The organism is Nocardiopsis mwathae, assembly GCF_014201195.1.
GTDB lineage: Bacteria > Actinomycetota > Actinomycetes > Streptosporangiales > Streptosporangiaceae > Nocardiopsis_C > Nocardiopsis_C mwathae.
Genome location: NZ_JACHDS010000001.1, coordinates 1162247 through 1185521, shown reverse-complemented (window position 1 = coordinate 1185521; position 23275 = coordinate 1162247). Strand labels below are relative to the sequence as shown.

Genomic DNA, 23275 nt, shown 5'->3' with positions numbered 1-23275 from the left:
GCGCGGGTCGGTCGGCCGGTCAGGCGCGCAGCCAGCCGAAGCTGTCGGAGCTGGGGACGGTCGGCTTGTACTCCAGGCCGACGTGGCCGCCGTAGCCGCCGGCCTGGGCCGCGGCCAGGAGGGCGTGGATCGGAAGCTCTCCGGTACCGGGTTCGCCGCGGCCGGGGGCGTCGGCGATCTGGATGTGCCCGAAATCCGCGGCGTGGTCGCGGACGACCGAGGCGACGTCGTCGCCGTTGACCGCGAGGTGGAAGAAGTCGGCGAGGAGGGCGACGTTGCGCGCACCGGCGGCGCGTGCCCTGGCCACGAAGGCCAGCCCGTCCGCGGCGGTCGTGAGCGGGTAGTCCGGTGCGCCGCTGATCGGCTCGATGAGGACGGTCCCGTCGACGGCCGCGACGGCCGCGGCGGCGGCGAGCACGCTCTCCAGGGCGAGGCGGTCCTGCTCGGCCGGGTCGACGCCCTCCTGGCGCAGGCCGTAGAGCGCGTTGAAGGCCCGGGTTCCGGTGCGTTCGGCGATGCCGAGGACGACGTCGATGTTGTCGCGGAACTCGCCGACCCGGTCGGGTCGGGAGAGGACCCCGCGGTCGGGGCCGGGCAGCGCCCCGGCGAAGAAGTTGAGGCCGGTGAGGTGGACGCCGGCGTCGTCGAGGGCCGCGATGAAGGCCTCGACGTCCTTGTCCGCGGGCACCGCGCTCTCGAACGGCCACCAGAACTCGACGGCGTCGAACCCCGCCGCGCGCGCCGCGGCCGGGCGCTCCAGCAGCGGCAGCTCGGTGAACAGCAGCGAGCAGTTCACGGTGTAGCGCAGCGTGTGCCCCGGTGCGCCGCCCGGTGCGGGGCGCCGTGCGTGGCTCATGTGTCGTCTCCTTGACGGGGGCTGGGATCAGATGCGAACCAGATCGTTTATTTCATTATGCGGAAACTAGTTTTCACTTGAAGGAATGATTTGAGTGTGCGCCGCCGCCGCGGGCTTTGTCAACCACCCGCCCGGCTCCCCGTCGGCGGCGGGCGGGCGGCGCCGGAATCGGACGCGGCGGAATCTTGACAACAGCACTGTGATCAGAGCTACAGTCCGACATGTAGAAGGAAGTTTCTGCACTACGAAATCTGACCGAAACACGGAGGTGGCCGCCGCCACCTCCCACTGGAGACGTACATGCCTGACAGCACCCCCGGAGAGGCGGTGAGCGACCCCGGACTGGCGCGCGTCAACGCGCTGCCCCCCGCGGAGTTCCACACCGAGTTCGCGCGCTGCCTCGACGTCGACCGCTGGGTTCGCGCCCTGGCGGCCGAGCGCCCCTTCGCCTCGCGCGAGGCGCTGCTCGCCGCCGCCGACACCCACGCCCGGGGCATGACCGACGACGAGGTCCGCACCGCGATCGCCCGGCACCCCCGCATCGGCGAGCGCGCCCAGGGGACCGACACCGAGTCGCGGTGGTCGCGCGGCGAGCAGTCCGCCGTCACCGCGGCCGGCGCCGACGCCGAGGCCGCGTTCCGGGCCGCCAACGCCGCGTACGAGGCCCGGTTCGGCCACATCTACCTCGTCTGCGCCAGCGGCCGCTCCAGCCAGGAGCTGCTCGACGACCTCAAGCGCCGCATGGACAACGACCCGGCCGCCGAGACCCGCGTCGTCGCCGACGAGTTCCGCAAGATCGCGCTCGTGCGCGTCGGAAAGGTAGTGGACGGATCATGAGCCACGTGACCACACACGTCCTGGACGCCGCGCTGGGCCGCCCCGCGGCCGGGGTGCCGGTACGGCTGGAGGCGGCCGCCGACGCGGAGCGCACCTCCTGGACACCCGTCGCCACCGGCGCGACCGATGACGACGGCCGCATCCCCGACTTCGGCCCCGAGCAGCTGCCCGCCGGGATCTACCGGGTCACCTTCGACACCGCGAACTACTTCGACCGCACCGGGCAGCGCGGGTTCTACCCCGAGGTCAGCGTGGTCTTCGACCTCAGCGACGCCGGCGCGCACTACCACGTGCCGCTGCTGCTGAGCCCGTTCGCCTTCTCGACCTACAGGGGGAGCTAGACGACCCACGGCCCCGGCCCTCTTCCTCTTCGAGTGCGTGACAGGTCCTTCCGCATGACCAGCGGTCCTCCCTCGGGCGCACCAGGTACTGACTTCACTCACACCGAATGGAGCTGACCCCACGTGGGAATCCGACTCGGAGACAACCAGTACGGCAAGGCCGAGGTACGCCTGGTCCACATCGACCGCGGCACCGACGTCCACCGCGTCAAGGACATCAGCGTCACCTCACAGCTGCGCGGCGACTTCGAGGCCGTGCACGTCGAGGGCGACAACGCCAACTGCCTGCCCACCGACACGCAGAAGAACACCGTCTACGCCTTCGCCAAGGAGAACGGCGGCGTCGGCGCCATCGAGGACTTCGCCCTCCTGCTCGCCCGGCACTTCGTCGACGAACACGACTGCGTCCGCGGCGCCCGCGAGGAGATCGAGGAGTACGGCTGGGACCGCATCGACACCGCCGACGGCCCGCACGACCACTCCTTCGTCCGTTCCGGGGGCGAAACCCGCACGACGGTCGTCACCAAGGACGGCGCCGAGGAGTGGGTCGTCTCCGGCCTGCACGGCCTGACCGTGCTGAAGTCCACCGGCTCGGAGTTCCACGGCTACCCCAAGACGAAGTACACGACACTGCGGGAGACCACCGACCGGATCCTGGCCACCGACGTCACCGCCCGCTGGCGCTACATCGGCACCGCCGTCGACTGGGACACGACCTACGCGTCGGTCCGGGCGATCCTGCTGGAGGCGTTCGCGACCACGCACAGCCTCGCCCTGCAGCAGACGCTGTACGAGATGGGCAAGGCGGTGCTGGAGGCACACCCGGAGATCGCCGAGATCCGGTTCTCGATGCCGAACAACCACCACTTCCTCGTCGACCTCTCCCCCTTCGGGCTGGACAACCCGAACGAGGTGTTCTACGCGGCCGACCGCCCCTACGGAAAGATCGAGGCCGCCGTCGAGCGCGACGACGCCCCCGACGCCGGCCGCGCCTGGGAAACGGTCCCCGGCTTCGTGTAGCCGCCGCGGCGGACGGCGGCCCCGGCCCGGGCCCCCTTCAGCAGGGGCAGGCCTCGCCCCGGCCCCTGCCGTCCGCCGTCGCACCCGCCTCCGACTCCCTTCTCCCCCACCCCCGCAGACGTCACCCGGCGTCTCCGATCCCGCACGTCCACCTCCCGTGAGTTCGCACGCTCGCGACGACGGGCGCCGAGCGCCGGCTCCCACCGGTACTTCCGCCTCGGTGCCCCCGCAGTGCCCGACCAACCGAACGGCCCGATCCCCCACCGGCCGAGGTCCCCCACCGGTGATCGGGACCGGGCAGCACCGAGCGCAAGGGGCTGGAAACCGGCATGAGATTCTCGAAGTCCGGCAAGGACGACTCGGCCGAAACAATCGCCACCGCGAACGACCCGGAGCCCGGGTCACCCGATCACCCGTCCGCGGACGGACCCGCGCCCCCCCCGACCCGAGGACGAGAAGCTGCCCGCCCGGCAGACGCTCGTCTACGGGCTGCAGCACATCATCACCATGTACGCGGGAGCGGTCGCCCCCGCGCTGATCCTCGGCGGCGCCGCCGGAGTCGATACCGTCGGCATGGGCGTCCTGGTCAGCGGCGCGCTGATCATGGCGGGCATCGCCACCCTCATCCAGACGCTGGGCCACCGGACCATCGGCGCGCAGATGCCGATCGTGGTCGCCGCCTCCTTCGTTCCGGTGGGCGCGATGACCGGCATCGCCGCCGACGCGGGTCTGCCCGCGGTGTTCGGCGCCTCGCTGGCCGGGGGCGTCTTCGCGCTCTGCCTCACCCCGTTCTTCGGGCAGCTGGTCCGGTTCTTCCCGCCCGTGGTGACCGGCACCATCATCACCGTCATCGGGCTGTCCCTGATGCCCGTCGCGGTGGGCTGGATCATCGACGGCAACACCGCGATCGTCAGCGGGGAGGAGACGCCCGTCCCCGCCATGGGCGACCTCGCCCTGGCCGCGGTGACGCTCGCCCTGGTGCTGCTGTTCTCCCGGGTGCTGCCGGGCATCTTCGGCCGGACCGCCGTGCTGCTGGGTATCCTCGGCGGGACGCTCGTCGCGGCGGCCCTCGGACGGGTGGACTTCAGCCGGGTCGGCGAGGGCACCGTGTTCTCGCCGGGGTCGCCGTTCCACTTCGGGCCGCCGGAGTTCCAGATGGCGGCCATCCTCACCATGTGCGTCATCATGCTGGTGGTGCTCACCGAGGGCGTCTCCGACCTCATCGCCGCCGGCGAGGTCACCGGCATCAGGCTCGACGCGAAGCGCATCGCGGCCGGGCTGCGGGCCGACGTCAGCGCCTCGCTGATCGGCCCGATCTTCAACGCGACCCCGGGCAGCTCGTTCACGCAGAACATCGGGCTGCTCGCGCTCACCGGGATCAGGAGCCGCTACGTCGTCGCCGCGGGCGGCGGCATCCTGCTGACGCTCGGGCTGTTCCCGGTCCTCGGCCGGGTGGTGGCGGCCATCCCGATGCCGGTGCTGGGCGGCGCCGGGCTGGTGCTGTTCGGCACCGTGGCGGCCAGCGGGATCCGGGCTCTGGGCCGGGTCGACTACTCCGACAGCCTCAACCTGATCATCGTGGCCACATCGCTGGGCTTCGGGCTCATCCCCCTCGCGGCGCCGGGCTTCTACGAGGGGTTCCCGCCCACCATCGCGCTGGTCCTGCACTCGGGCATCGTCGCCGCCGCACTCAGCGCGATCGTGCTGAACCTGTGCTTCCACATCATCGGCGGGCGGCGCCGCGCCACTCGGCCGCCAGGGGACGAGGCAAGGGACGGCACAGCCGCTCAGCCGTCCAGGACGGCATAGCCGCAGGAGACCGCGTCGGCGGTGGGCGGGTTGGCAACCCCTCACCGCCGATCTGGCCGGATGTGGCCACGGTGTGGTCGCGCCGTCGCCCGCCGTGACAGGTCCTACCTGCCGAAGGCCGGATGTGACCGCACCCACCCCCGGCACATCCGACTTGTCCACGTATTGACGATTCCCTCCCGCCTCCCTCCAATGGGCAGTGCAGTTCAGCGCCTCACCTCCCCCTCTTCCCCCACAGGAGGCACTGTGCGACGGAGCAAACTGTTCATCCCCGCCGCTCTCATCCCCCTCGTGATCAGCACCGCCGTTCCCACCGTCGGCGCCGCCGAGTCCGCCGCGGACGGCCCGCCCCAGCGCTACGCGGTCCACGGCCCCTCGACCCCGCAGGAGCGCACCGAGGTCGCCGCGACCGGGGTCGCCATCGACCAGGTCGGCGCGGACTCGGTACACATCACCGCCGACCCGGCCGGGGCCGACGCCGTCTCGGACCTCGGCTACGACCTCGTCGAGCTCCCCGACCCGAGCCCCTCGGACGCCCCGGGCCTCCAGGACTTCCCGCCGGAGGACTCCGACTACCACAACTTCACCGAGCTGACCGAGGTCGTCGACCGGACGGTCGCCGAGCACCCCGACATCGCGACGAAGTCCGTGATCGGCTCCTCCTACCGCGGCCGCGACCTCATGGCCGTCAGGATCAGCTCCGACGTCAAGGCCGACGAGGACAAGCCCGAGGTCCTGTTCACCCACTCCCAGCACGCCCGGGAGCATCTCACCGTCGAGATGGCGGTCTACCTCCTCGACCTGTTCACCGAGGGCTACGGCAGCGACCCGCGCATCACCGGGCTCCTCGACAGCCGGGTGATCTGGATCCTGCCCAACGTCAACCCCGACGGCAGCGAGTACGACATCGCCACGGGCAGCTACCGGCACTGGCGCAAGAACCGCCAGCCCAACCCGCGCACCACCGCCATCGGCACCGACATGAACCGCAACTGGGACTACAACTGGGGCTGCTGCCGCGGCTCGTCGGGCTTGCCCTCCTCCATCGTCTACCGCGGCTCCGCCCCGGAGTCGGCGCCCGAGGTCAAGGCCGTCGCCGACTTCGTGCGCAGCCGGGTGGTCGACGGCGAGCAGCGGATCACGACCGCCATCGACTGGCACACCTACGGCGAACTGATCCTGTGGCCCTACGGCTACACCTACAACGAGGTCGAGCCCGGCATGTCCCGGGACGAGTACGACACCCACGCCGAGCTCGGCCGCCTCATGGCCCGGACCAACGGCTACACCCCGCAGCAGTCCAGCGACCTCTACATCACCGACGGGACCATCAACGACTGGCTCTGGGGTGAGCAGCGGATCTTCAACTACACCTTCGAGATGTACCCGCGCAGCGCGGCCGGGGGCGGCTTCTACCCGCCGGCCTCGGTGATCCCCCGGGAGACCGCCCGCAACCGCGAGGCGGTCCTGCAGTTCCTGGAGTACGCCGACTGCCCGCAGCGCGTCATCGGCAAGGAGGCGGAGTACTGCGGCTGACACCCTGACCCGATAACCCCATGATCACTCTGCGGCCCCGGACGCGAGCGTCCGGGGCCGTGTGCCGTGCCCGACGGCTGCGCCGGCTAACGGCGCAGCAGCCGCCCGCGCGGCGCGTCCGGGTCGACAGGTGCGCCGCGCAGCCACGTCCGGCGGACCACGCCCTTGAGCTCGCGGCCGTCATAGGCGCTGATCGGGTTCCGGTGCTGCAGGGTCGCCGCGTCGATGCGGGTGAGCTCCTCGGGGGCGACCACGGCGAAGTCGGCGTCGTACCCCACCGCCAAGCGGCCCTTCCCGGCCACACCCGCGATCTCGGCGGGGCTCCGCGCCATCCACCGCACCACGTCGGCCAGGGAGAAGCCGCGCGCCGACGCCTCGGTCCACACGGCCGCGAACCCCACCTGCAGGCCCGACACCCCGCCCCACGCCGTGCCGAAGTCGCCGGTGCCCAGGTGCTTGAGGTCGGGCGTGCTCGGCGAGTGGTCGCTGACCACGCAGTCGATCAGGCCGTCGGCCAGCGCCCGCCACAGGGCGTCGCGGTTGGCGGCGCCGCGGATGGGCGGACAGCACTTGAACTGGGTCGCCCCGGCCGGCACCTCCTCGGCGGCGATGGTGAGGTAGTGCGGGCAGGTCTCGACGGTCAGCGGGACCCCGTCCTCCCTGGCCTCCCGGATCAGCGGCAGCGCCGTCGCGGTGGACAGGTGCAGGATGTGCGAGCGGGTGCCGGTGGCCCGCGCCGTGTCGATGACCAGCCGGATCGCCGCGTGCTCGGCCTCGTCGGGGCGGGAGGCGAGGAAGGAGGCGTACTCCCGGCCCCGGGCCTGCGGGGCGGCGTCGAGCACGCCGGGGTCCTCGGCGTGCACGATGATCGTCCCCCCGAGCGCGCCGATCGCGGCGACGGCGCTGCGGTACTCCTCGGGGCTCAGGTGGCCGAACTCCTCCACGCCGGAGGGCGACAGGAAGGACTTGAATCCGTAGACGCCCTGTTCGTGGAGGGCACGCAGCTCCGCGGAGGTGTCCGGGCCGGTGTTCTCGGGGACGGCGCCGCCCCAGAATCCGACGTCGACGGCCACCTGGCCGTCGGCGGCCGCGCGCTTGGCGTCCAGGCCCGCGACCGTGGTGGTGGGCGGGACGCTGTTCAGCGGCATGTCCACGATCGTGGTCACGCCCCCGGCCGCGGCGGCACGCGTGGCGGTGGCGAAGCCCTCCCACTCGGTCCGACCGGGTTCGTTGACGTGCACGTGGCTGTCGACGAGGCCGGGGAGCAGTACCTCGTCGTCGGCGAGCTCGGCGATGTGCTCGGCGCTCATCGCCGCGCCGTACTCCGCGACGGCGGCGATCCGCCCGTCGCGCACCCCGACGGCCGCGGGGCGCTCGGCCGCGGCGGTGTCAGTGGCGGTGTCAGTGGCGGTGCCGGTCTCGGTGATCGCGCGCCGCGCGCGGATCACCAGGTCGTAGTCGTGTCGTCCGGTCATCTCCGGTGATTCCACTCCTCAGTCCATGGCCCTCCGTTGATCTCGGAGATATCGGGGTGATACTCGCCGGTAAGGCCCCGATATCTCCGAGATCAACGGAGGGGGGTGAGTCCAGGGGGTCGGCTAGCCGACGCGGCGGCGGGCGAGGGAGAGCAGGGCCGCGGCGCTCGCGCCGGTGGCCTTCTCCACCTCGGCGGTGTCCAGGGCGCCGCAGTTCAGCCCGCGGGCCAGGGTGCCGGCCAGGGCCTGGGCCGTCGCCGGTTCGTCGAGGACGCCCCCGCCCTGGGAGCCGAGGTAGGCGCGCAGGCGGTCGGCGGCCGGGGCGAAGGCCTCCCGGTAGAAGGCGTAGGTGGCCAGGTAGCGCGTGGGGAGCTGGTGCGGGTGCAGGTCCCACCCCTGGTAGAAGGCGCGCTCCAGGGAGCGGCGGACCAGCGAGGCGTGCAGCTTCCAGGCCGCACGGATCTCCTCGGGGGCGCCCACGGGCAGCACGTTGGTGGAGCCGTCGGACAGCCACACCCCGGTTCCGGCGGCGGCCAGCTGCATGACCGCCTTGGCGTGGTCGGCCACCGGGTGGGCCATGCTCTGGTGGGCGGCGGCCACCCCGCACGCGGCGCTGTAGTCGTAGGTCCCGTAGTGCAGGGCGCTGACGCGCCCGGCGCCCGCGTGCACCATCCGGGCCACGGCCGCGGCGCCGTCCGCGGAGAGGACCGACTGCGGCGTCTCGATCTGCAGCTCGAAGCGGAGCCGCCCCTCGTCGAGGCCGAACCGCGGTTCGAGCTGTTCGGCCACCCACGCCATCGCCTCGACCTGCTCGACCGCGGTGATCTTGGGCAGGGTGAGGGCGAAGCCGTCGGGCAGGTCGCCGGCGCGCTCCAGCACCTCGGCGATGAACATGGCCAGTGTGCGCATTCCGCGGTGCCGCCCCGCGGCCTCCATGCCCTTCATCCGGATGCCGACGTAGGGCGGGGCCGCGCCCGACTCCAGGTCGGCGCAGAGCGCCGCGGCGGACTCCCGGACGTGGCGGTCCTCCTCGGCGTCCGAACGGGTGCCGTAGCCGTCCTCCAGGTCGATCCTGAGGTCCTCCACGGGTTCGGTGCGCAGCTTGTCCAGGACGCGGGGGAGGCAGTCGGCCACCATCTCCGGGGCCAGGCCGGTGGCGGCGGCGAGTTCCGCGGCGTCGGGGGCGGTCTCGCGGAGGACCTGGGCGGCCGCCTCGCCCCAGGTCGGCGCGATTCCGGGGCGGATGCGGTCGGCGGGGATGTAGACGGTGTGGACCGGCTGGCGCCGCCCCCGGTCTCCGGGGTAGTCCCGGAGCAGCCGCGCGTCGGCGTCGGCGAGCCGCCTGTCAAGGGCGGCGTTCAGATCGGCCAGGCCGATACCGGCCAGGTCCGCACCGCGGTGCGGAGAACCCTGCGTACCCACTGCTGATGACCCTTTCCGTCGGTCAGTCCGGTTGGTCACGGCCGGGCTGCCCCTACAGAATCCCGATCCGAGTGCTTCTATATAGCGGACACTAACTTCTACAATTCGGAAGAACAAGAGCAAGCAGCGGAGACAGTGATGTACCGGGGCCACCACCGGCACCGTCGGCACCACCGTGCGGCTCCGTGCGGCTCCGGGGACCCCCGGACGGGTACCCTCCACTGCTTCCGTATCGCAGAATGAGAACTCCGAAGAGTGTGACCGCCCGGTACGGCGACCGGCCGGAGCGGCCACGTGTTGGGAGCTGGAGACCCTTGGCAACGTCACAGACCGCGGCCGGCGGCACCGAGGCCGCCGACAGCACCGCCCCGGACGCCCTGGCGTCCGGCCCCCGTACGCGCGCAGGCGGGGTCCAGTCGCTGGACCGGGCCTTCGCGCTGCTGGAGATCATGGCCGACGCGGGCGGGGAGACCTCGCTGAGCGAGCTCGCCGATGCCTCCGGCCTGCCCCTGCCCACCATCCACCGGATCATCCGCACCCTGGTCGGCAACGGTTACGTCCGCCAACTGCCGTCGCGGCGCTACGCCCTGGGCCCCCGCCTCATCGGCCTGGGCGAGAGCGCCTCCCGCATGCTCGGCACCTGGGCCCGGCCCCACCTCTCCCAGCTCGTCGAGGACCTCGGGGAGACCGCGAACCTGGCGATGCTCGACGGCGACAAAGTCGTCTACGTGGCCCAGGTTCCCTCCCCGCACGCCATGCGCATGTTCACCGAGGTGGGGCGGCGCGTGCTGCCGCACTCCGCCGGGGTGGGCAAGGCCCTGCTGGCCCAGCTGCCCGAGGCCGAGGCCCTGGCGACCGTGCGGCGCACCGGCATGCCGGCCGCCACCGACCGCACCATCACCACCCCAGAGGCGTTCGCCACCGAGCTCGCCGAGATCCGCGGACGCGGCTACGCCATCGACGACGGCGAACAGGAGATCGGCGTACGCTGCCTGGCCGTCGGGGTGCAGGGGGGCCCGGCCATGATGGCCGTCTCCATCTCCGGCCCCGAATCCCGGGTGAGCTGGGACTTCGTCGAGAAGGCCGCGCCGATCGTGCAGCGCACCGCAGGTGCGCTGGCCGCCGACCTCAACCACCAGAACTGAACCGCCCGGGCGGCGCGGACGCGCCGCGCCCCACCCGGCGACGAGGCCGGGTGGGGCGGAAGAACGGTGGCGGGCGCGGCGGCGCCCCGGGGTCAGGTCTGCTGGTCGAAGCCGAGCCTGCGCAGCTGCTTGGGGTCGCGCTGCCAGTCCTTGGCGACGCGCACACGCAGGTCCAAGAAGACCCTGCTGCCCAGAAGCGCCTCGATCTGCTTGCGCGCCGTGGTGCCGACCTCGCGCAGCCGTGCGCCCTTGGCTCCGATGACGATGGCCTTCTGGCTCGGGCGCTCCACATACAGCGAGGCGTAGATGTCGACGAGTTCCCTGCCCGGCGCGGTGTCGGGGCGGGGCGCCATCTCGTCCACCACCACCGCGATCGAGTGCGGCAGCTCGTCGCGGACCCCCTCCAGCGAGGCCTCCCGGATGAGCTCGGCGACCAGCATCTCATCGGGCTCGTCGGTGAGGTCGCCGTCCGGGTAGAGCGGCGGCCCCTCCGGCAGGTGGCCGCACAGCACGTCGGTGAGTGTGTCGAGCTGGAAGCCGCCGTCGGCCGAGACCGGGACGATGTCCGCCCACTCCCCCAGCCGGTCCACCGCCATCAGCTGCTCGCCGACCTGCGATCTGTCGGCCAGGTCGGTCTTGGTCACCACCGCCACCACCGGGGTGTCGCGCTGGGCGGCGAGCTCTCCGGCGATGTAGGTGTCCCCGCGGCCGATCGGCTCGTCGGCCGGGATGCAGAACACGATTACGTCGACCTCGACCAGCGTCGAACGCACCAGGCTGTCCAGCCGCTCGCCCAGCAGCGTGCGCGGCTTGTGCAGCCCGGGGGTGTCCACGATGATCAGCTGCGCGTCGTCGCGGTGCACGATGCCGCGCACCGTGCGCCGGGTGGTCTGGGGCCGGTTGCTGGTGATCGCGACCTTCTGCCCGACCAGCGCGTTCATCAGTGTCGACTTGCCGACGTTGGGTCGGCCGACGAAGCAGGCGAACCCGCTGCGGAAGCCCTCCGGGTGGGCGGGCATGGCCAGCGGGACGCGCAGCTTCTCAAGGTCGAGGTCGTTCATGGTTCCAGTGTCGCCTGTCGTGGGGTGCGCTCGGACCGCGGGCGCGCCCGGGGCGCCGCACGCCCGCCTCGGCGAGGGGCGGCGCCCGGGCGGACGGGCGTCATGAGCGCGTGATACTCCGTGGGACGCCGTCCGGGCCGGCCAGCAGCAGCAGCGCCGTCTTCAGATCCGCGGCCGCCGCGGTGTCGGCCTCGGGGAGCTCGGCCGCGTCGGTGACCACGGCGGCCGCCTCCAGCGCCGCGGCCTCGCTGGAGACCGCCGCCGCGACGGCCGCCTGCAGCGCCGACAGCTTCAGGGAGGGCAGGGCGACGGTGGTGGCCACGTACGTGCGGCCGGTCTCGTCGCGCACCGCCGCACCCTCGCGTGCCCCGCTGCGGGCACGGGAGGCGCGGGCCAGCGTGATCAGTTTCTCGTCCTCGGGGTCGAGTGCCGGGGGGGCGGTGTCGGTCACGGGTCGGCTTCTCCTTCGGTCACCGGTGGGAACGGGCGTTCGTCGTGCGTGCGGACCCGTCGGGCGGTCGGGACCCTGGCGGGGCGTCAGTGGGGGACGGAGCCGTCCGCGCGGTCCGTCCGCGCCGCCTCCTCCGGGATCTTCTCCACCAGAACCGTCGCGGTCCGGTTGCGGCGGCCCACCGCCTCCTCGGCGGTCAGCCGCAGTCCAGCGTAGTCCGCCTGGGAACCGCTGATCGGCACTCGCCCCAGAGCGTAGGCCAGCAGCCCGCCGACCGTCTCGACATCGGCTGCGTCCAGCTCCACGTCGAACAGCTCGGCCAGCTCGCCCAGGGGCAGCCGCGCGGTGACGCGCGCCCGGTCCTCGCCCAGCCGCTCGATCGGCGGGATCTCGTCGTCGTACTCGTCGGTGATCTCCCCGACGATCTCCTCGACGATGTCCTCGATCGTGACCAGCCCGGCCGTTCCGCCGTACTCGTCGATCACCACGGCGACGTGCGTGCGCTTCTGCTGCATCTCACGCAGCAGACCGTCGATGGGCTTGGAGTCCGGCACGTAGTAGCCGGGGCGCATGACGTCGCCCGCGGTGAGCTTCCCGACCGCAGCGGCGGCACCCTGGTCGGCCCACAGCTCACGCATCCGCGCGGCCACGTCCTTCAGGTAGAGCATGCCGACGACATCGTCCTCGTCCTCGCCGATCACCGGGATGCGGGAGAACCCGCTGCGCAGCGCGAGGCTGAGGCAGTCGTCCAGCACGGCGTCGCGGTCGACGAACAGGATGTCGGTCCGCGGGACCATGACCTCGCGGACCGACGTGTCGTCGAGCTTGAACACCGAGTGGATCATCTGCCGCTCCTCGGCGTCGATGACGTGCCCCCGCTCGGCCAGGTCGACCATCCGGCGCAGCTCGTCCTCGCTGCTGAACGGCCCCCCGCGGTCGCCCTTGCCACGCGGGGTCAGCGCGCGGCCGACCCGGACCAGGACACGCTCCAGCGGGCCCACCAGGACGCCGGCGGGCGCCACCAGGGCCGCGCTGGCCAGCGCGATGGAATCGGCGAACTGGCGGCCCAGGATGCGCGGGGTGACCCCGATGAGGACGTAGTCGACCAGCACCATCACCACAGCGGTCAGCCCGACGGCGGTCCAGCCCAGGCCGAACCTGCCGATGAACCCGACCGCCAGTGCCAGCCCCGCCAGGACCTCGCAGACCACCCGGAGCAGCAGCACCAGGTTGAGGTGGCGCACCGGGTCGGCCGCGATGCCCTCCAGGCGCCGGGCGCCGATGCGCCCCGCCTCGACGAGGTGGCCGACCCCCATCCGGGCGGTACGGGTGACCGCGACCTCCGCGCTCACGAAGAACGCCGCGAGCACGGTGAACACGGCGGCGGCCGTGAACGCCCCGACCGGCGGGATCGCGGCCTGGGCCGCGATCGCCGGTCCGGCCGACTGCGGGGCGACCGCCAGGAGGAGGTCCCCTAAGCCGGCGGAGCCGGTTCCGCTCATCGGTCCGTGTCTTCCCTGTCCGTCTTCTCCTCGGGCGGAGTACCGGCGGCCTCGGCCGCGAGCAGGCCGCGCCAGCCCGCCAGGATCTCCCCCTGCAGGCCGAACATCTCCCGGTGCTCCTCGGGCTCGGCGTGGTCGTAGCCCAGCAGGTGCAGGATGCCGTGCGTGCACAGCAGGTCGATCTCGTCCTGGGTGGCGTGCCCGGCCTTGGCGGCCTGCTTCGCGGCCACCTGCGGGCAGATGATCACATCGCCGAGGATCCCCGGCTCGGAGGTGCGCTCCCCGCTGCCGGGCCGAAGCTCGTCCATGGGAAACGACAGCACGTCGGTCGGCCCGGGCTCGTCCATCCAGCGGACGTGGAGCTCGGTCATGGGCTCCTCGTCGACCAGGACGACGGACAGCTCCGCGAGCGGGTGGATCCGCATCGCGTCGAGGGCGTAGCGGGCCAGCCGGGCCAGCCGCGCCTCATCCGCGGGGACGCCGGATTCGTTCGCGACGTCGATACTCATCTACTCAGCGCGCCTTATCTGTGCTCTTCTTCGTGCGGATCGACCGCCGGCGTCAGCCGGCGTCAGCCGGCGTCGGCGGCGCCGTCGGTGCCGCCCGCCGCGGACCGGCCGTGCGCGGGCGCGGAGCCCGGGCGGCCGCCGGAGCGGCCCCTGCGGTGGGTGGTGGCCTGCTGCGTGCCCTGCTGGTTCCGCTGTTCATGGTCATACCGCCCGTAGGCGTCGACGATCGCGCTGACGAGCTTGTGCCGCACGACATCGTTGCTGTTCAGCCAGCAGAAGTCGATGTCGTTGATGCCATCGAGGATCCGCTCGATGGTGCGCAGGCCGCTGGACTGCCCGTTGGGCAGGTCGACCTGGGTGACATCGCCGGTGACCACGATCTTGGAACCGAAGCCCAGCCGGGTCAAGAACATCTTCATCTGCTCGGGCGAGGTGTTCTGCGCCTCGTCGAGGATGATGAAGGAGTCGTTCAGGGTCCGGCCGCGCATGTACGCCAGCGGCGCCACCTCGATCGTCCCGGCGTCCATCAGCTTGGGGATGGAGTCCGGGTCGATCATGTCGTGCAGCGCGTCGTAGAGAGGACGCAGGTACGGGTCGATCTTGTCGTAGAGGGTACCGGGCAGGAAGCCCAGCCGCTCCCCCGCCTCGACCGCGGGCCGGGTCAGGATGATCCGGTTGACCTGCTTGTTCTGCAGCGCCTTGACCGCCTTGGCCATGGCCAGGTACGTCTTTCCGGTACCGGCCGGGCCGATACCGAACACGATCGTGTGCTTGTCGATGGCGTCGACGTAGCGCTTCTGGTTGAGCGTCTTGGGCCGGATGGTGCGCCCGCGCGCGGACAGGATGTTCGTCGTGAGAACGTCGGCGGGGCGCTCCGCGCTCGTGGAGCGGAGCATGGACAGGGTCCGCTCCACGGCGTCGGGGGTGAGGTGGGCGCCGTTCTTGGCGAGCTCGATGAGCTCCTCGATCAGACGCACGGCCGCCGCCGTCTCCTCGGGGCCCCCGCTGATGGTGATCTCGTCGCCGCGGACGTGGACGTCGCTGTCGATGGAGCGCTCCACCGCCCGCAGGACCTCATCGCCCGACCCCAGCAGGCTGACCATCGTGTGCTCTTCGGGCACCACGATCTTGACCTGGGTGCTGTGTTGTGTTGATTCGACCATGGTGTGGCCTTAGCGGCCGTCTCGCCCCTACCTCTCGCGTCCGTTGGGCTGCATGGTGCCTGGGTGCCCCGGCTGAGAGTCGGGATGCGACCGGTGCGCCGCAGTGGCGTGATCGCAGAGGCCCCAGCGAAGGCTGTCGTCGGTTGAAGTCTATCAACGGAGCCCCTGCCGACCCGCGCGGAGGAACTACCCGGGCGGCCACTCCAGGCCGCGCCCGCCCAGCACGTGGCCGTGCACGTGGAAGACGGTCTGCCCGGCCCCCGCACCCGTGTTGAACACCAGGCGGTAGCCGGTGTCGGCGACGCCCTCGGCGACGGCGACCTCGTGCGCCTCCCGGGCCATCTCGTCCATCAGCCCGGCGTCGGCACGGCCGACCGCGCCCGCGTCGGGGTAGTGGTCGCGGGGGATCATCAGCACGTGGGTGGGGGCCTGCGGGTTGATGTCGCGGATGGCGATCGTGCGCTCCGTGCTCCGCACGATCTCGGCGGGCACCTCGCCCGCGACGATCTTGCAGAACAGGCAGTCGGATGCGGTCCTGGCCACCGGCCCTCCCTGGGCGTCTCCCGTACGGCTGAGCGTTTTCTCCACTCCGAACTCTAGCGATTTCCGGCGACCGACGTGTCCCTCCCCTCCGGCGTTCCGCGGGGATACGGCCGCGTGTGCGCGGGTCGCCCGCCGGAACGGGCACGGGCGGCTCCGGACGCGGTGCCCGCTACGGCCCCCGGGGCACCGAGAAGACGGCTATTCTGTTGCTTCGCGTGACTTCGCCCACGCCGCACCGGTTTTGCTATGGTCGCTTCGCTTACGGACCGTAACGGCGCAGCGAACAGCCACGCCTGAAGGGAACCGATGACCCCTCCCGGCACACACCAGGGTCGGACGACACAGTCAGGTGAGAAGAACCGGCATGCCCTTTCGTAAACCCGGCGACAAGGGCACGCGTCCAACGGACGTGACAGAAACGATGGTCGCGGGAGCCTCCACCGCAGCGGTGACCAGGGTCGGATGGGATGCCGACCAAGCAGTGACTCAGCTGTACAGCGAGCACTACCGGCCCCTGGTGCGGCTGGCCGCCCTGCTCGTCCGCGATTACGCGACCGCCGAGGAAGTCGTCCAGGACGCGTTCGTCGCCATGCACGGCGCCTGGCGCCGGTTGCGGGACCCGGGCAAGGCGCTGTCCTACCTGCGCCAGTCCGTGGTCAACCGCGCCCGCTCGGTCCTGCGGCACCGGGCCGTGGTGGAGAAGCACGCGCCCAAGGCGCTCCCCGACGCCCCCAGCGCCGAGCACGGTGCGCTCGGCGAACTGGAGCGCGCCGCTGTGATCGAGGCCCTGCGCCGACTGCCCACCCGGCAGCGCGAAGCGATCGTGCTGAGGTACTACGGTGATCTGTCCGAAGCGCAGATCGCCGACGCCATGGGTATCAGCCGGGGCGCGGTGAAGAGCCATACCGCGCGGGGCATCGCCGCGCTCCGCACGGTTCTGGAGCAGACGACATGACCGATCCACACGACGAGGGCTTCGAAGAGCGCCTGCGCGCGGTCCTGCGCGCCGAGGCCGATTCCGTGACGCCCTCACCCGAAGGGCTGGAGAAGATCCGCGCCCGAACCGAGCAGCGGAGGGCGCTGTGGACCTTCGGTCTGCCCTGGATCCGCCCGGTGCTGGCCGTGGGGGCCGCGGTGCTCATCGCCGGCTCGGTACTGGTGGGAACGCCTCAGGTGCGCGACCAGCTGCTGCCGTCGGCGCTGACCTCGCCGACGGGCGACACCGGCGCGCCCGGTGAGCCGAACGGGCCCGGGCAGGCCGCCGATCGGATCACACCGCCCCAGCCGGAGGACTCCGGGGAGTCCTCCCGAGAACCGTCGGGCGACCCGACGCCGACCGGCCCTGAGGCCGGGAGCGACGGCGAGGACGACGGCACGGCGGGTGGCGGGTCGGCCGCCACCACGTCCTGCCCGCCCGGCCGCACGCCCGCGTCCAGCACACCCCGCGACGGCGCCACCCGCGACGACCGGCAGGAGGCGGAGCGGAACCGGGCCGACTGCGTGCCGGCCGGCGGGTCCGACCAGCCGGGGGACAACCGGGGCGGTGGCTCCGACAACGGCGGGAACGGCGGCGGGAACGGCGACGGCGGGGCCGGGACCGGCGAGGGCGGCTCCGGCGGGAGCGACGACACCAACGGCGGTTCGCCGTCACCCGACTCCGGTTCGGGAGCCGGGACGGGCGAGAACGACGCGGCCGGGGAGACGACACCGACGACCACGGCCGGCACCCCCGAGGTCTGACCGCGCCCCGCGGCCCCGTTCTCCGCGGGTCGCGGGGATGGGGGATACGGGTGCGGCACCCACCGGTGTACACCCGCGTCCGCGGGACCTGGCGGCGGAGAGGGCGGGGAGACGTTCGCCCGCGGGGCGGGCTACCAGCGGCCGCAGCGGGCCTGGAGGACGGCGAGCGCGGCCACGCCCGCCGTAGAGGTCCGCAGCACCGTCGGGCCGAGGAGCGCGCGTACGGCACCGGCCTCATCGAAGGCCGCCAGCTCCGCGTCGGCGAACCCGCCCTCGGGGCCGACCACGACGACGATGCCCGTCGCGGGGTCGGTGCCGCCGCCCTCGGGCAGCGTCAGCGCCGAGAGCCGCTCCTCGGTGTCCTCGTGCAGCACGATGCCCAGCCCGGCCCCGGCGAGCAGTGCTGCGACCTCGCGCGTCGCCGCCAACCCGGCGACCTCGGGGACGCGGCTGCGCCGGGCCTGCTTGGCCGCCTCACGGGCGGTGGCACGCCACTTGCCCAGCGCCTTGGCCGCCCGCTCGGGCTTCCACCGGGTCACGCAGCGCTCGGCGGCCCACGGCACGATCACGTCCACCCCGGCCTCGGTCATCACCTCGACGGCCAGCTCGCCGCGGTCGCCCTTGGGCAGGGCCTGCACGACCGTGATGGGCGGGCTGGGCGCCGGATCGACGCAGCGCTCCCGCACTTCGCAGACCACCGCGTCCTTGGCGACGTCGGTCACGACGCAGCGGGCCCTGGTCCCGGCACCGTCGACGAGATCGACGGTCTCGCCGACGGTGATCCGGCGCACCACGGCCGCGTGGCGCCCCTCGGGTCCGGACAGCAGCACGCGGTCCTGGTCGAGCTCCCCCGCCCCGGCCAGGAAAACCGGAGGTGTCACTGGTTCACGTCCCCTTTTCGCCCGGGCTTGTGCTACCTGGCGCCGAACGCGTCGCGCAGCTTGGAGAACAGCCCGCTGTGCCCGGGGCTGAACCTGCCCGGAGGCTGGTCCTCACCGCGCAGTTCGGCGAACTTGCGCAGCAGGTGCTCCTGCTCCTCGTCCAGCTTCGCCGGTGTCTCCACGTTGACCTGGATCATCAGGTCACCGCGGCCGCCGCCGTCGAGGCGCTTGCTGCCGCGCCCGTTGAGCGTGATGACGTGCCCGGAGTTGGTGCCGGGCCGCAGGTCGATCTCCTCGGTACCGTCCAGCGTCTCGAAGGTGAACGACGCACCCAGCGCCGCCGCCGTCATCGGCACGGTGATGGTGCAGTGCAGGTCGTCGCCGCGCCGCTCGAAGATCGGGTGCGGGCGCTGCACGATCTCCAGGAAGATGTCGCCGCGCGGGCCGCCGTTGGGGCCGACCTCGCCCTCTCCGGCCAGCTGGATCTGGGTGCCGTCCTCGACACCGGCGGGGATCTGCACCTTGCGGGTGACCTTCTCGCGAACCCGCCCCTCGCCGGAGCAGTCGGCGCAGGGGTCGGTGATCACGCTGCCCTGGCCCGAGCACTGCGGGCACGGGCGGGTGGTCATGACCTGGCCCAAGAACGAGCGCGCCACCTGGGAGACCTCTCCCCGCCCCTGACACATGTCGCAGGTGCGGCGGTGGGTGCCCTTGGCGGTCCCCTCGCCCTGGCAGGTGTCGCACAGGACGGCGGTGGGGAAGGTGACGTCCTTGGTGACGCCGAAGGCCGCCTCGGCGAGGTCCAGCTCCACGCGCACCTTGATGCTGCGGCCGCGGCGCACCCGGTCGCGCGGTCCCCGACCGCCGCCCGGCTGGCCGCCGCCGAAGAAGGCGTTCATGATGTCGTCGAACGGGAAGCCCGTCGCCCCGAAACCGCCGGCGCCGGCGCCGCCGCCGGGTGCGAAGGGGTCGGCGCCCATGTCGAACATGCGGCGCTTGTTGTCGTCGGAGAGGACCTCGTAGGCCTGCGTCACTTCCTTGAAGCGCTCCTGGGTGGCCGGGTCGGGGTTGACGTCCGGGTGCAGCTCGCGGGCGAGTCGACGATAGGCCTTCTTGATCTCGTCTTTGGACGCGTCCCGGCGCACACCGAGGATCTCGTAATAGTCGTTCGCCACTTACTGTCCCGCCAAAATCGTGCCTACGTACCGAGCCACAGCGCGTACCGCTCCCATCGTTCCGGGGTAATCCATGCGTGTCGGACCGACCACGCCGAGCTTGGCCAGTGAGTGATCACCGATGCCGTAACCAGCGGAGACGATCGAGGCCGATCTCAGGCCCTCGTGGGAGTTCTCCTCACCGATGCGGACGGTGAGCGAGGAGGGGTCCCCCGCCTCACCGAGCAGGCGGATGAGGACCACGTTCTCTTCGAGCGCTTCGAGTACCTCCCGAAGGCTAGCCGAGAAATCCATCGCCGCGAGATTCGCCGTCCCCGCCAGGACGATCTTCTCCTCGCTGCGCTCCACGAGACTCTCCAGAAGGACCGACAGCACCGAGGCGGCCATCCGCCGGTCGTCCGGGGGCACCAGTGCGGGCACGTCGGCGACCGCGGGGGGAACGTCGCTCAGCCCCTTGCCCACCAGCAGCCGGTTGAGCAGGGTCCGCAGGCTCTCCACGCTGCTGTCGTCGACCCAGTCGAGGTGGTCGATGACCCGCTGCTCCACCCGCCCGGTGTCGGTGATCAGCACCATCATCACGCGCCTCGGGCCCAGCGGCACGAGTTCCACGTGCTGCACGGCCGAGCGGGTCAGCGACGGGTACTGCACGATCGCGACCTGGCGGGTGAGCTGGGCGAGCAGGCGCACCGTGCGGGCGACGATCTCGTCGAGGTCGATCGCTCCGCCGAGGAACGTCTCGATCGCCCTGCGCTCCGCCGAGGACAGGGGCTTGACCGTGGACAGGCGGTCGACGAACAGGCGGTAGCCCTTGTCCGTGGGGATCCTGCCGGCGCTGGTGTGCGGCTGGGTGATGTACCCCTCTTCTTCGAGAGCCACCATTTCGTTGCGGATGGTCGCCGGTGAGACACCGAGGCTGTGCCGCTCCGCCAGGGCCTTCGATCCCACGGGCTCCTTCGTGGACACGTAGTCCTCGACGATGGCACGCAGAACCGCGAGTTTCCGGTCGTCGAGCACGCGCTCACCTCCTGGCACTCCGTGGTCTTGACTGCCAATTCTAATGTCCGCCGCAAGGTCGCCCGGGGGAGCGGCCCGGCGGCCCGGGGCGCGCCGTACCCCCGCTCCCCCTCGGCGGCGACCTGACCACACCGTCGTCCCGGTCCGCCACTACAATCCAGGGCCGTGCACAGCGACTCAGGCAAGGGCAGAGGGACCGGCTCCGGCGACCGGCGCTACGCCGACCGCTACGGCGGCGACGTTCTGGCGGGCGGCCCGCGCCGCCCCGAGAAGGGGCGGGTCCCGGAGGTCACCATCGAACCGGACCTGGTCGCGGAGTCGGCCGACGGGCGCTTCTGCGGCGCCGTCGTCGACTGGGACAAGACCACCGTCACCCTGGAGGACCGCCACGGCGCCCGGCGCGTGTTCGACCTCACGCCCGCCGCGTTCCTCATCGACGGTGAACCGGCCACGCTGGTCCGCCCGACCGCCGCGCCGCGGGGACCGCTGCGCAGCGCCTCCGGCTCCATCGCGGTCCGGGGGGCGCGCTCGCAGATCGCCAAGGAGAGCCGGATCTATGTGGAGGGTGTGCACGACGCCGAGCTGGTGGAGCGGGTGTGGGGCCACGACCTGCGCGTCGAGGGCGTCGTGGTGGAGTACCTGGAGGGCGTCGACCACCTGCCCGAGATCGTGCGCGATTTCGAACCCGGGCCGCAGCGGCGGCTCGGCGTGCTGGTGGACCACCTCGTGCCGGGTTCCAAGGAGAGCCGCATCGCCGAACGGGTCCGCTCACCGCACGTCCTGGTGACCGGCCACCCCTTCGTGGACGTATGGCAGGCGGTGAAACCGTCGGCACTGGGTATCGAGGCCTGGCCCGAGGTCCCGCGCGGCGTCCCGTGGAAGGAGGGGGTGCTGCGCGCGCTGGGGAGCCGCGAGGAACCGGGGGAGGCCTGGCGGCGCATCCTGGCCTCGGTACGGTCATATGCCGACCTGGAACCCGAACTCCTCGGCCGCGTCGAGGAACTGATCGATTTCGTTACCGCCCCCTACGTGGTGGAAGACTAGTCTCGCCCGAGAGCCGACCGCGGGCACGCCCCGCGGTCACCCCCTCGCGGGAGGTCGGACGAGACGATCGCCCCCACCACAAGCGGCATACCCAAGGGACATGATGAGCGAGACCCCGCCCAACGGACCACAGCCCCAGGACCGGCCCGCAGACGGCCAGCCGGCGCCCGGCCCCACCCCTCCCGACGCGCAGCCGGGCCCGGGTCAGGCGGGGACCGGTGGGCAGCCCGGGTACGGCCCGCACCCCCACCCCCAGCAACCCGGGTTCGCCCCGCCGTACCCGCAGCAGGGTTATGAGCAGCAGCCGGGGTACGCCCAGCCGGGCGGCGGACAGCAACCGCCCCAGGGCTACGGGCCGCCCCAGCCCGGATACCCCCAGCAGCCGCAGCAGGCCGCCTACGGGCAGCCGCCCCAGGCTCCGCCGTACCCGCAGCAGCCCGGTGTCGGTTACGAGCAGCAGCCGGGGTACGCCCAGCCGAGCGGCGGACAGCAACCGCCCCAGGGCTTCGAGCCGCCCCAGCCCGGATACCCCCAGCAGCCGCAGCAGGCCGCCTACGGGCAGCCGCCCCAGGCTCCGCCGTACCCGCAGCAGCCCGGTGTCGGTTACGAGCAGCAGCCGTTCGGACCGCAGGGCTACGACCCGCAGCAGGGGTACGGCCAGCAGGGCGCCGCGGACGACACCACGTGGGCGATGATCGCGCACCTGTCCGGCCTCATCATGTCCTGCCTCGGCTGGATCCCGGCGCTGATCGTCTTCCAGGTGAAGAAGAACCACTCGGCGTTCGTCCGGCACCACGCGGGTGAGGCGCTCAACTTCCAGCTGACGATGCTCATCCCCTACGCGCTGGCCTGGATCGTCTTCCTCGGCCTCGGCGTCTTCTCCCCCGACACGTCCTGGATCGGCTCCGTGCTGATCGCGGTCTTCTGGGCGGTGGCCATCGTGCTCGGCGCCATGGGGGCGCTCGGCGCGAACAAGGGCACCTTGCACCGGTACCCCTTCGCCATCCGGATGGTGAAGTAGGCGGTGGCGATCACGGGGGTCGGCGCCGAGGAACCCCGGCGCCGACCCCCGCGTCTCATCGACGATGCACCTCCACACCCCGTTCCCGCACGTCCGAGACGCCGCTACGGTGGCACCAGCGAACGTGTTCCATCGACCGGTGTGGTCGGCAGCAAATCGAGGAGATCATGAGCAACCCGTATCCGCCCGGCCCACCGCACGACGGGCAGAACACCCCCTACAACCACCCCGGCGGGTACTCCCCCCCGCCCGGTGCCGACCCCGGCCACGGTCCGCAGAGCGCCCCGGGCATGCCGCCGGGCATGGGCCCGCAGCCCTACCCCCAGCAGCCGTACCCCCAGCCCGGCGCCTACCAGCAGCAGGGCCACTACCAGCAGCCCTACGGCTACCCGCAGCAGCCCTACGGCTCCACGCCGGACGACCGCACCATGGCGCTGCTCGCACACCTCGGCGGGCTGTTCCTCAGCTTCCTCGTGCCGCTGGTGCTCTACCTGGTGAAGAAGGACGAATCGCCGTTCGTCCGGCACCACGCGGCCCAGGCACTCAACTTCCAGATCCTGGTGCTCATCGTCTACGTGGTCTCGTGGGTGCTGACGCTCGTCTTCATCGGCGTCCTCACCTTCTTCGCGATGTGGATCGCCGCGGTCGTCCTGGGCATCATGGCGGCCGTGGCCGCGAACAAGGGCGAGTGGTACACCTACCCGATCGGCGTCCCGGTCGTGAAGTAGGA

General features: G+C 72.0%; 23 protein-coding genes. 11 read left to right on the top strand and 12 right to left on the bottom strand.

What is annotated here, in order from left to right; translation table 11 throughout:
* Positions 1-19 precede the first annotated feature (19 nt).
* On the bottom strand, positions 20-856 hold the full coding sequence (locus HNR23_RS04735) for a hydroxypyruvate isomerase family protein (protein WP_184073867.1): 837 nt from the start codon (positions 854-856) through the stop codon (positions 20-22).
* 300 nt (positions 857-1156) lie between these two features.
* On the opposite strand from HNR23_RS04735, the gene uraD reads away from it, so the two are divergent.
* The 5 genes from uraD (at position 1157) to HNR23_RS04710 (ending at position 6399) form a co-directional block, all read left to right on the top strand.
* The gene (gene uraD, locus HNR23_RS04730) at positions 1157-1693 is read left to right on the top strand and encodes a 2-oxo-4-hydroxy-4-carboxy-5-ureidoimidazoline decarboxylase (protein WP_184073865.1); all 537 of its coding nucleotides are present in this window, start codon (positions 1157-1159) and stop codon (positions 1691-1693) included.
* Positions 1690-2034 (top strand): hydroxyisourate hydrolase, encoded by a 345-nt coding sequence (uraH, locus tag HNR23_RS04725; protein ID WP_184073862.1) that lies wholly within the window; start codon positions 1690-1692, stop codon positions 2032-2034. Before uraD ends, uraH begins: the two co-directional genes overlap by 4 nt.
* 123 nt (positions 2035-2157) lie before the next feature.
* A complete protein-coding gene (gene pucL / locus HNR23_RS04720) occupies positions 2158-3054 on the top strand; it encodes a factor-independent urate hydroxylase (RefSeq protein ID WP_184073852.1) in 897 nt (298 codons plus the stop codon).
* A gap of 507 nt (positions 3055-3561) precedes the next feature.
* On the top strand, positions 3562-4863 hold the full coding sequence (locus HNR23_RS04715) for a nucleobase:cation symporter-2 family protein (RefSeq protein WP_246421586.1): 1302 nt from the start codon (positions 3562-3564) through the stop codon (positions 4861-4863).
* 246 nt (positions 4864-5109) lie between these two features.
* A complete protein-coding gene (locus HNR23_RS04710; RefSeq protein ID WP_343070422.1) occupies positions 5110-6399 on the top strand; it encodes a M14 family metallopeptidase in 1290 nt (429 codons plus the stop codon).
* Positions 6400-6485: 86 nt separating this feature from the next.
* Here the strand turns inward: HNR23_RS04710 and allB are convergent, their stop codons facing one another.
* Positions 6486-7874, bottom strand: a complete 1389-nt coding sequence (allB, locus tag HNR23_RS04705; protein ID WP_184073848.1) for an allantoinase AllB — start codon at positions 7872-7874, stop codon at positions 6486-6488.
* A 123-nt stretch (positions 7875-7997) separates the two neighbouring features.
* Entirely contained in the window at positions 7998-9296 is a 1299-nt protein-coding gene (locus HNR23_RS04700) for a DUF6986 family protein (protein ID WP_343070421.1), read from the bottom strand.
* A gap of 314 nt (positions 9297-9610) precedes the next feature.
* Between HNR23_RS04700 and HNR23_RS04695 the strand changes: the two genes are divergently transcribed.
* Positions 9611-10441, top strand: a complete 831-nt coding sequence (locus HNR23_RS04695) for an IclR family transcriptional regulator (protein ID WP_394353744.1) — start codon at positions 9611-9613, stop codon at positions 10439-10441.
* 92 nt (positions 10442-10533) lie between these two features.
* Here HNR23_RS04695 and era read toward each other — a convergent pair whose 3' ends face one another.
* From era to HNR23_RS04665, 6 genes are all read right to left on the bottom strand, one after another.
* Positions 10534-11502, bottom strand: a complete 969-nt coding sequence (gene era, locus HNR23_RS04690; protein ID WP_184073846.1) for a GTPase Era — start codon at positions 11500-11502, stop codon at positions 10534-10536.
* 100 nt (positions 11503-11602) lie between these two features.
* On the bottom strand, positions 11603-11953 hold the full coding sequence (locus tag HNR23_RS04685) for a cytidine deaminase (RefSeq protein ID WP_184073844.1): 351 nt from the start codon (positions 11951-11953) through the stop codon (positions 11603-11605).
* Between the two features lie 86 nt (positions 11954-12039).
* Positions 12040-13455: a hemolysin family protein gene (locus HNR23_RS04680; RefSeq protein ID WP_184073842.1), complete on the bottom strand. Its 1416-nt coding sequence runs from the start codon at positions 13453-13455 to the stop codon at positions 12040-12042.
* Positions 13452-13964, bottom strand: a complete 513-nt coding sequence (gene ybeY / locus HNR23_RS04675) for an rRNA maturation RNase YbeY (protein WP_184073840.1) — start codon at positions 13962-13964, stop codon at positions 13452-13454. The genes HNR23_RS04680 and ybeY overlap by 4 nt, the downstream gene beginning before the upstream one ends.
* A gap of 62 nt (positions 13965-14026) precedes the next feature.
* A complete protein-coding gene (locus tag HNR23_RS04670) occupies positions 14027-15127 on the bottom strand; it encodes a PhoH family protein (protein ID WP_184073838.1) in 1101 nt (366 codons plus the stop codon).
* Between the two features lie 186 nt (positions 15128-15313).
* Positions 15314-15670 (bottom strand): HIT domain-containing protein, encoded by a 357-nt coding sequence (locus HNR23_RS04665; protein WP_184073836.1) that lies wholly within the window; start codon positions 15668-15670, stop codon positions 15314-15316.
* 421 nt (positions 15671-16091) lie between these two features.
* Here HNR23_RS04665 and HNR23_RS04660 point away from each other — a divergent pair, with 421 nt between their 5' ends.
* Both HNR23_RS04660 and HNR23_RS04655 read left to right on the top strand, forming a co-directional pair.
* Positions 16092-16625, top strand: coding sequence for a SigE family RNA polymerase sigma factor (locus HNR23_RS04660; RefSeq protein WP_184079885.1), 534 nt, complete (start codon positions 16092-16094; stop codon positions 16623-16625).
* The gene (locus HNR23_RS04655) at positions 16622-17410 is read left to right on the top strand and encodes a hypothetical protein (RefSeq protein WP_184073834.1); all 789 of its coding nucleotides are present in this window, start codon (positions 16622-16624) and stop codon (positions 17408-17410) included. Before HNR23_RS04660 ends, HNR23_RS04655 begins: the two co-directional genes overlap by 4 nt.
* 131 nt (positions 17411-17541) lie before the next feature.
* On the opposite strand, the gene HNR23_RS04650 is transcribed toward HNR23_RS04655, so the two are convergent.
* From HNR23_RS04650 to hrcA, 3 genes are read right to left on the bottom strand one after another with little or no spacing between them, the layout of a single operon-like run.
* Positions 17542-18291, bottom strand: coding sequence for a 16S rRNA (uracil(1498)-N(3))-methyltransferase (locus HNR23_RS04650; RefSeq protein WP_184073832.1), 750 nt, complete (start codon positions 18289-18291; stop codon positions 17542-17544).
* Positions 18292-18323: 32 nt separating this feature from the next.
* Complete coding sequence (gene dnaJ, locus HNR23_RS04645) at positions 18324-19466, bottom strand: molecular chaperone DnaJ (protein ID WP_184073830.1); 1143 nt, start codon at positions 19464-19466, stop codon at positions 18324-18326.
* Positions 19467-20480, bottom strand: a complete 1014-nt coding sequence (gene hrcA / locus HNR23_RS04640; RefSeq protein ID WP_184073828.1) for a heat-inducible transcriptional repressor HrcA — start codon at positions 20478-20480, stop codon at positions 19467-19469. It lies immediately after the preceding gene.
* Positions 20481-20723: 243 nt separating this feature from the next.
* Between hrcA and HNR23_RS04635 the strand changes: the two genes are divergently transcribed.
* The 3 genes from HNR23_RS04635 to HNR23_RS04625 all read left to right on the top strand — a co-directional run bounded on the left by HNR23_RS04635 (position 20724) and on the right by HNR23_RS04625 (position 23273).
* Positions 20724-21524, top strand: a complete 801-nt coding sequence (locus tag HNR23_RS04635; RefSeq protein WP_221308387.1) for a DUF3097 domain-containing protein — start codon at positions 20724-20726, stop codon at positions 21522-21524.
* 100 nt (positions 21525-21624) lie between these two features.
* Positions 21625-22545 carry a DUF4870 domain-containing protein gene (locus HNR23_RS26570; RefSeq protein WP_246421585.1) on the top strand — a complete coding sequence of 307 codons (921 nt, stop codon included), beginning with the start codon at positions 21625-21627 and terminating at the stop codon, positions 22543-22545.
* A gap of 167 nt (positions 22546-22712) precedes the next feature.
* Positions 22713-23273 carry a DUF4870 domain-containing protein gene (locus HNR23_RS04625; RefSeq protein WP_184073823.1) on the top strand — a complete coding sequence of 187 codons (561 nt, stop codon included), beginning with the start codon at positions 22713-22715 and terminating at the stop codon, positions 23271-23273.
* Positions 23274-23275: the final 2 nt, after the last annotated feature.

Coding starts and splice junctions, on each gene's coding strand:
- HNR23_RS04735 (WP_184073867.1), bottom strand. CDS start 856: ATGAGCCACGCACGGCGCCCCGCACCGGGCGGCGCACCGGGGCACACG.
- uraD (WP_184073865.1), top strand. CDS start 1,157: ATGCCTGACAGCACCCCCGGAGAGGCGGTGAGCGACCCCGGACTGGCG.
- uraH (WP_184073862.1), top strand. CDS start 1,690: ATGAGCCACGTGACCACACACGTCCTGGACGCCGCGCTGGGCCGCCCC.
- HNR23_RS04715 (WP_246421586.1), top strand. CDS start 3,562: ATGTACGCGGGAGCGGTCGCCCCCGCGCTGATCCTCGGCGGCGCCGCC.
- allB (WP_184073848.1), bottom strand. CDS start 7,874: ATGACCGGACGACACGACTACGACCTGGTGATCCGCGCGCGGCGCGCG.
- era (WP_184073846.1), bottom strand. CDS start 11,502: ATGAACGACCTCGACCTTGAGAAGCTGCGCGTCCCGCTGGCCATGCCC.
- HNR23_RS04680 (WP_184073842.1), bottom strand. CDS start 13,455: ATGAGCGGAACCGGCTCCGCCGGCTTAGGGGACCTCCTCCTGGCGGTC.
- ybeY (WP_184073840.1), bottom strand. CDS start 13,964: ATGAGTATCGACGTCGCGAACGAATCCGGCGTCCCCGCGGATGAGGCG.
- HNR23_RS04670 (WP_184073838.1), bottom strand. CDS start 15,127: ATGGTCGAATCAACACAACACAGCACCCAGGTCAAGATCGTGGTGCCC.
- HNR23_RS04660 (WP_184079885.1), top strand. CDS start 16,092: ATGGTCGCGGGAGCCTCCACCGCAGCGGTGACCAGGGTCGGATGGGAT.
- HNR23_RS04655 (WP_184073834.1), top strand. CDS start 16,622: ATGACCGATCCACACGACGAGGGCTTCGAAGAGCGCCTGCGCGCGGTC.
- HNR23_RS26570 (WP_246421585.1), top strand. CDS start 21,625: ATGATGAGCGAGACCCCGCCCAACGGACCACAGCCCCAGGACCGGCCC.
- HNR23_RS04625 (WP_184073823.1), top strand. CDS start 22,713: ATGAGCAACCCGTATCCGCCCGGCCCACCGCACGACGGGCAGAACACC.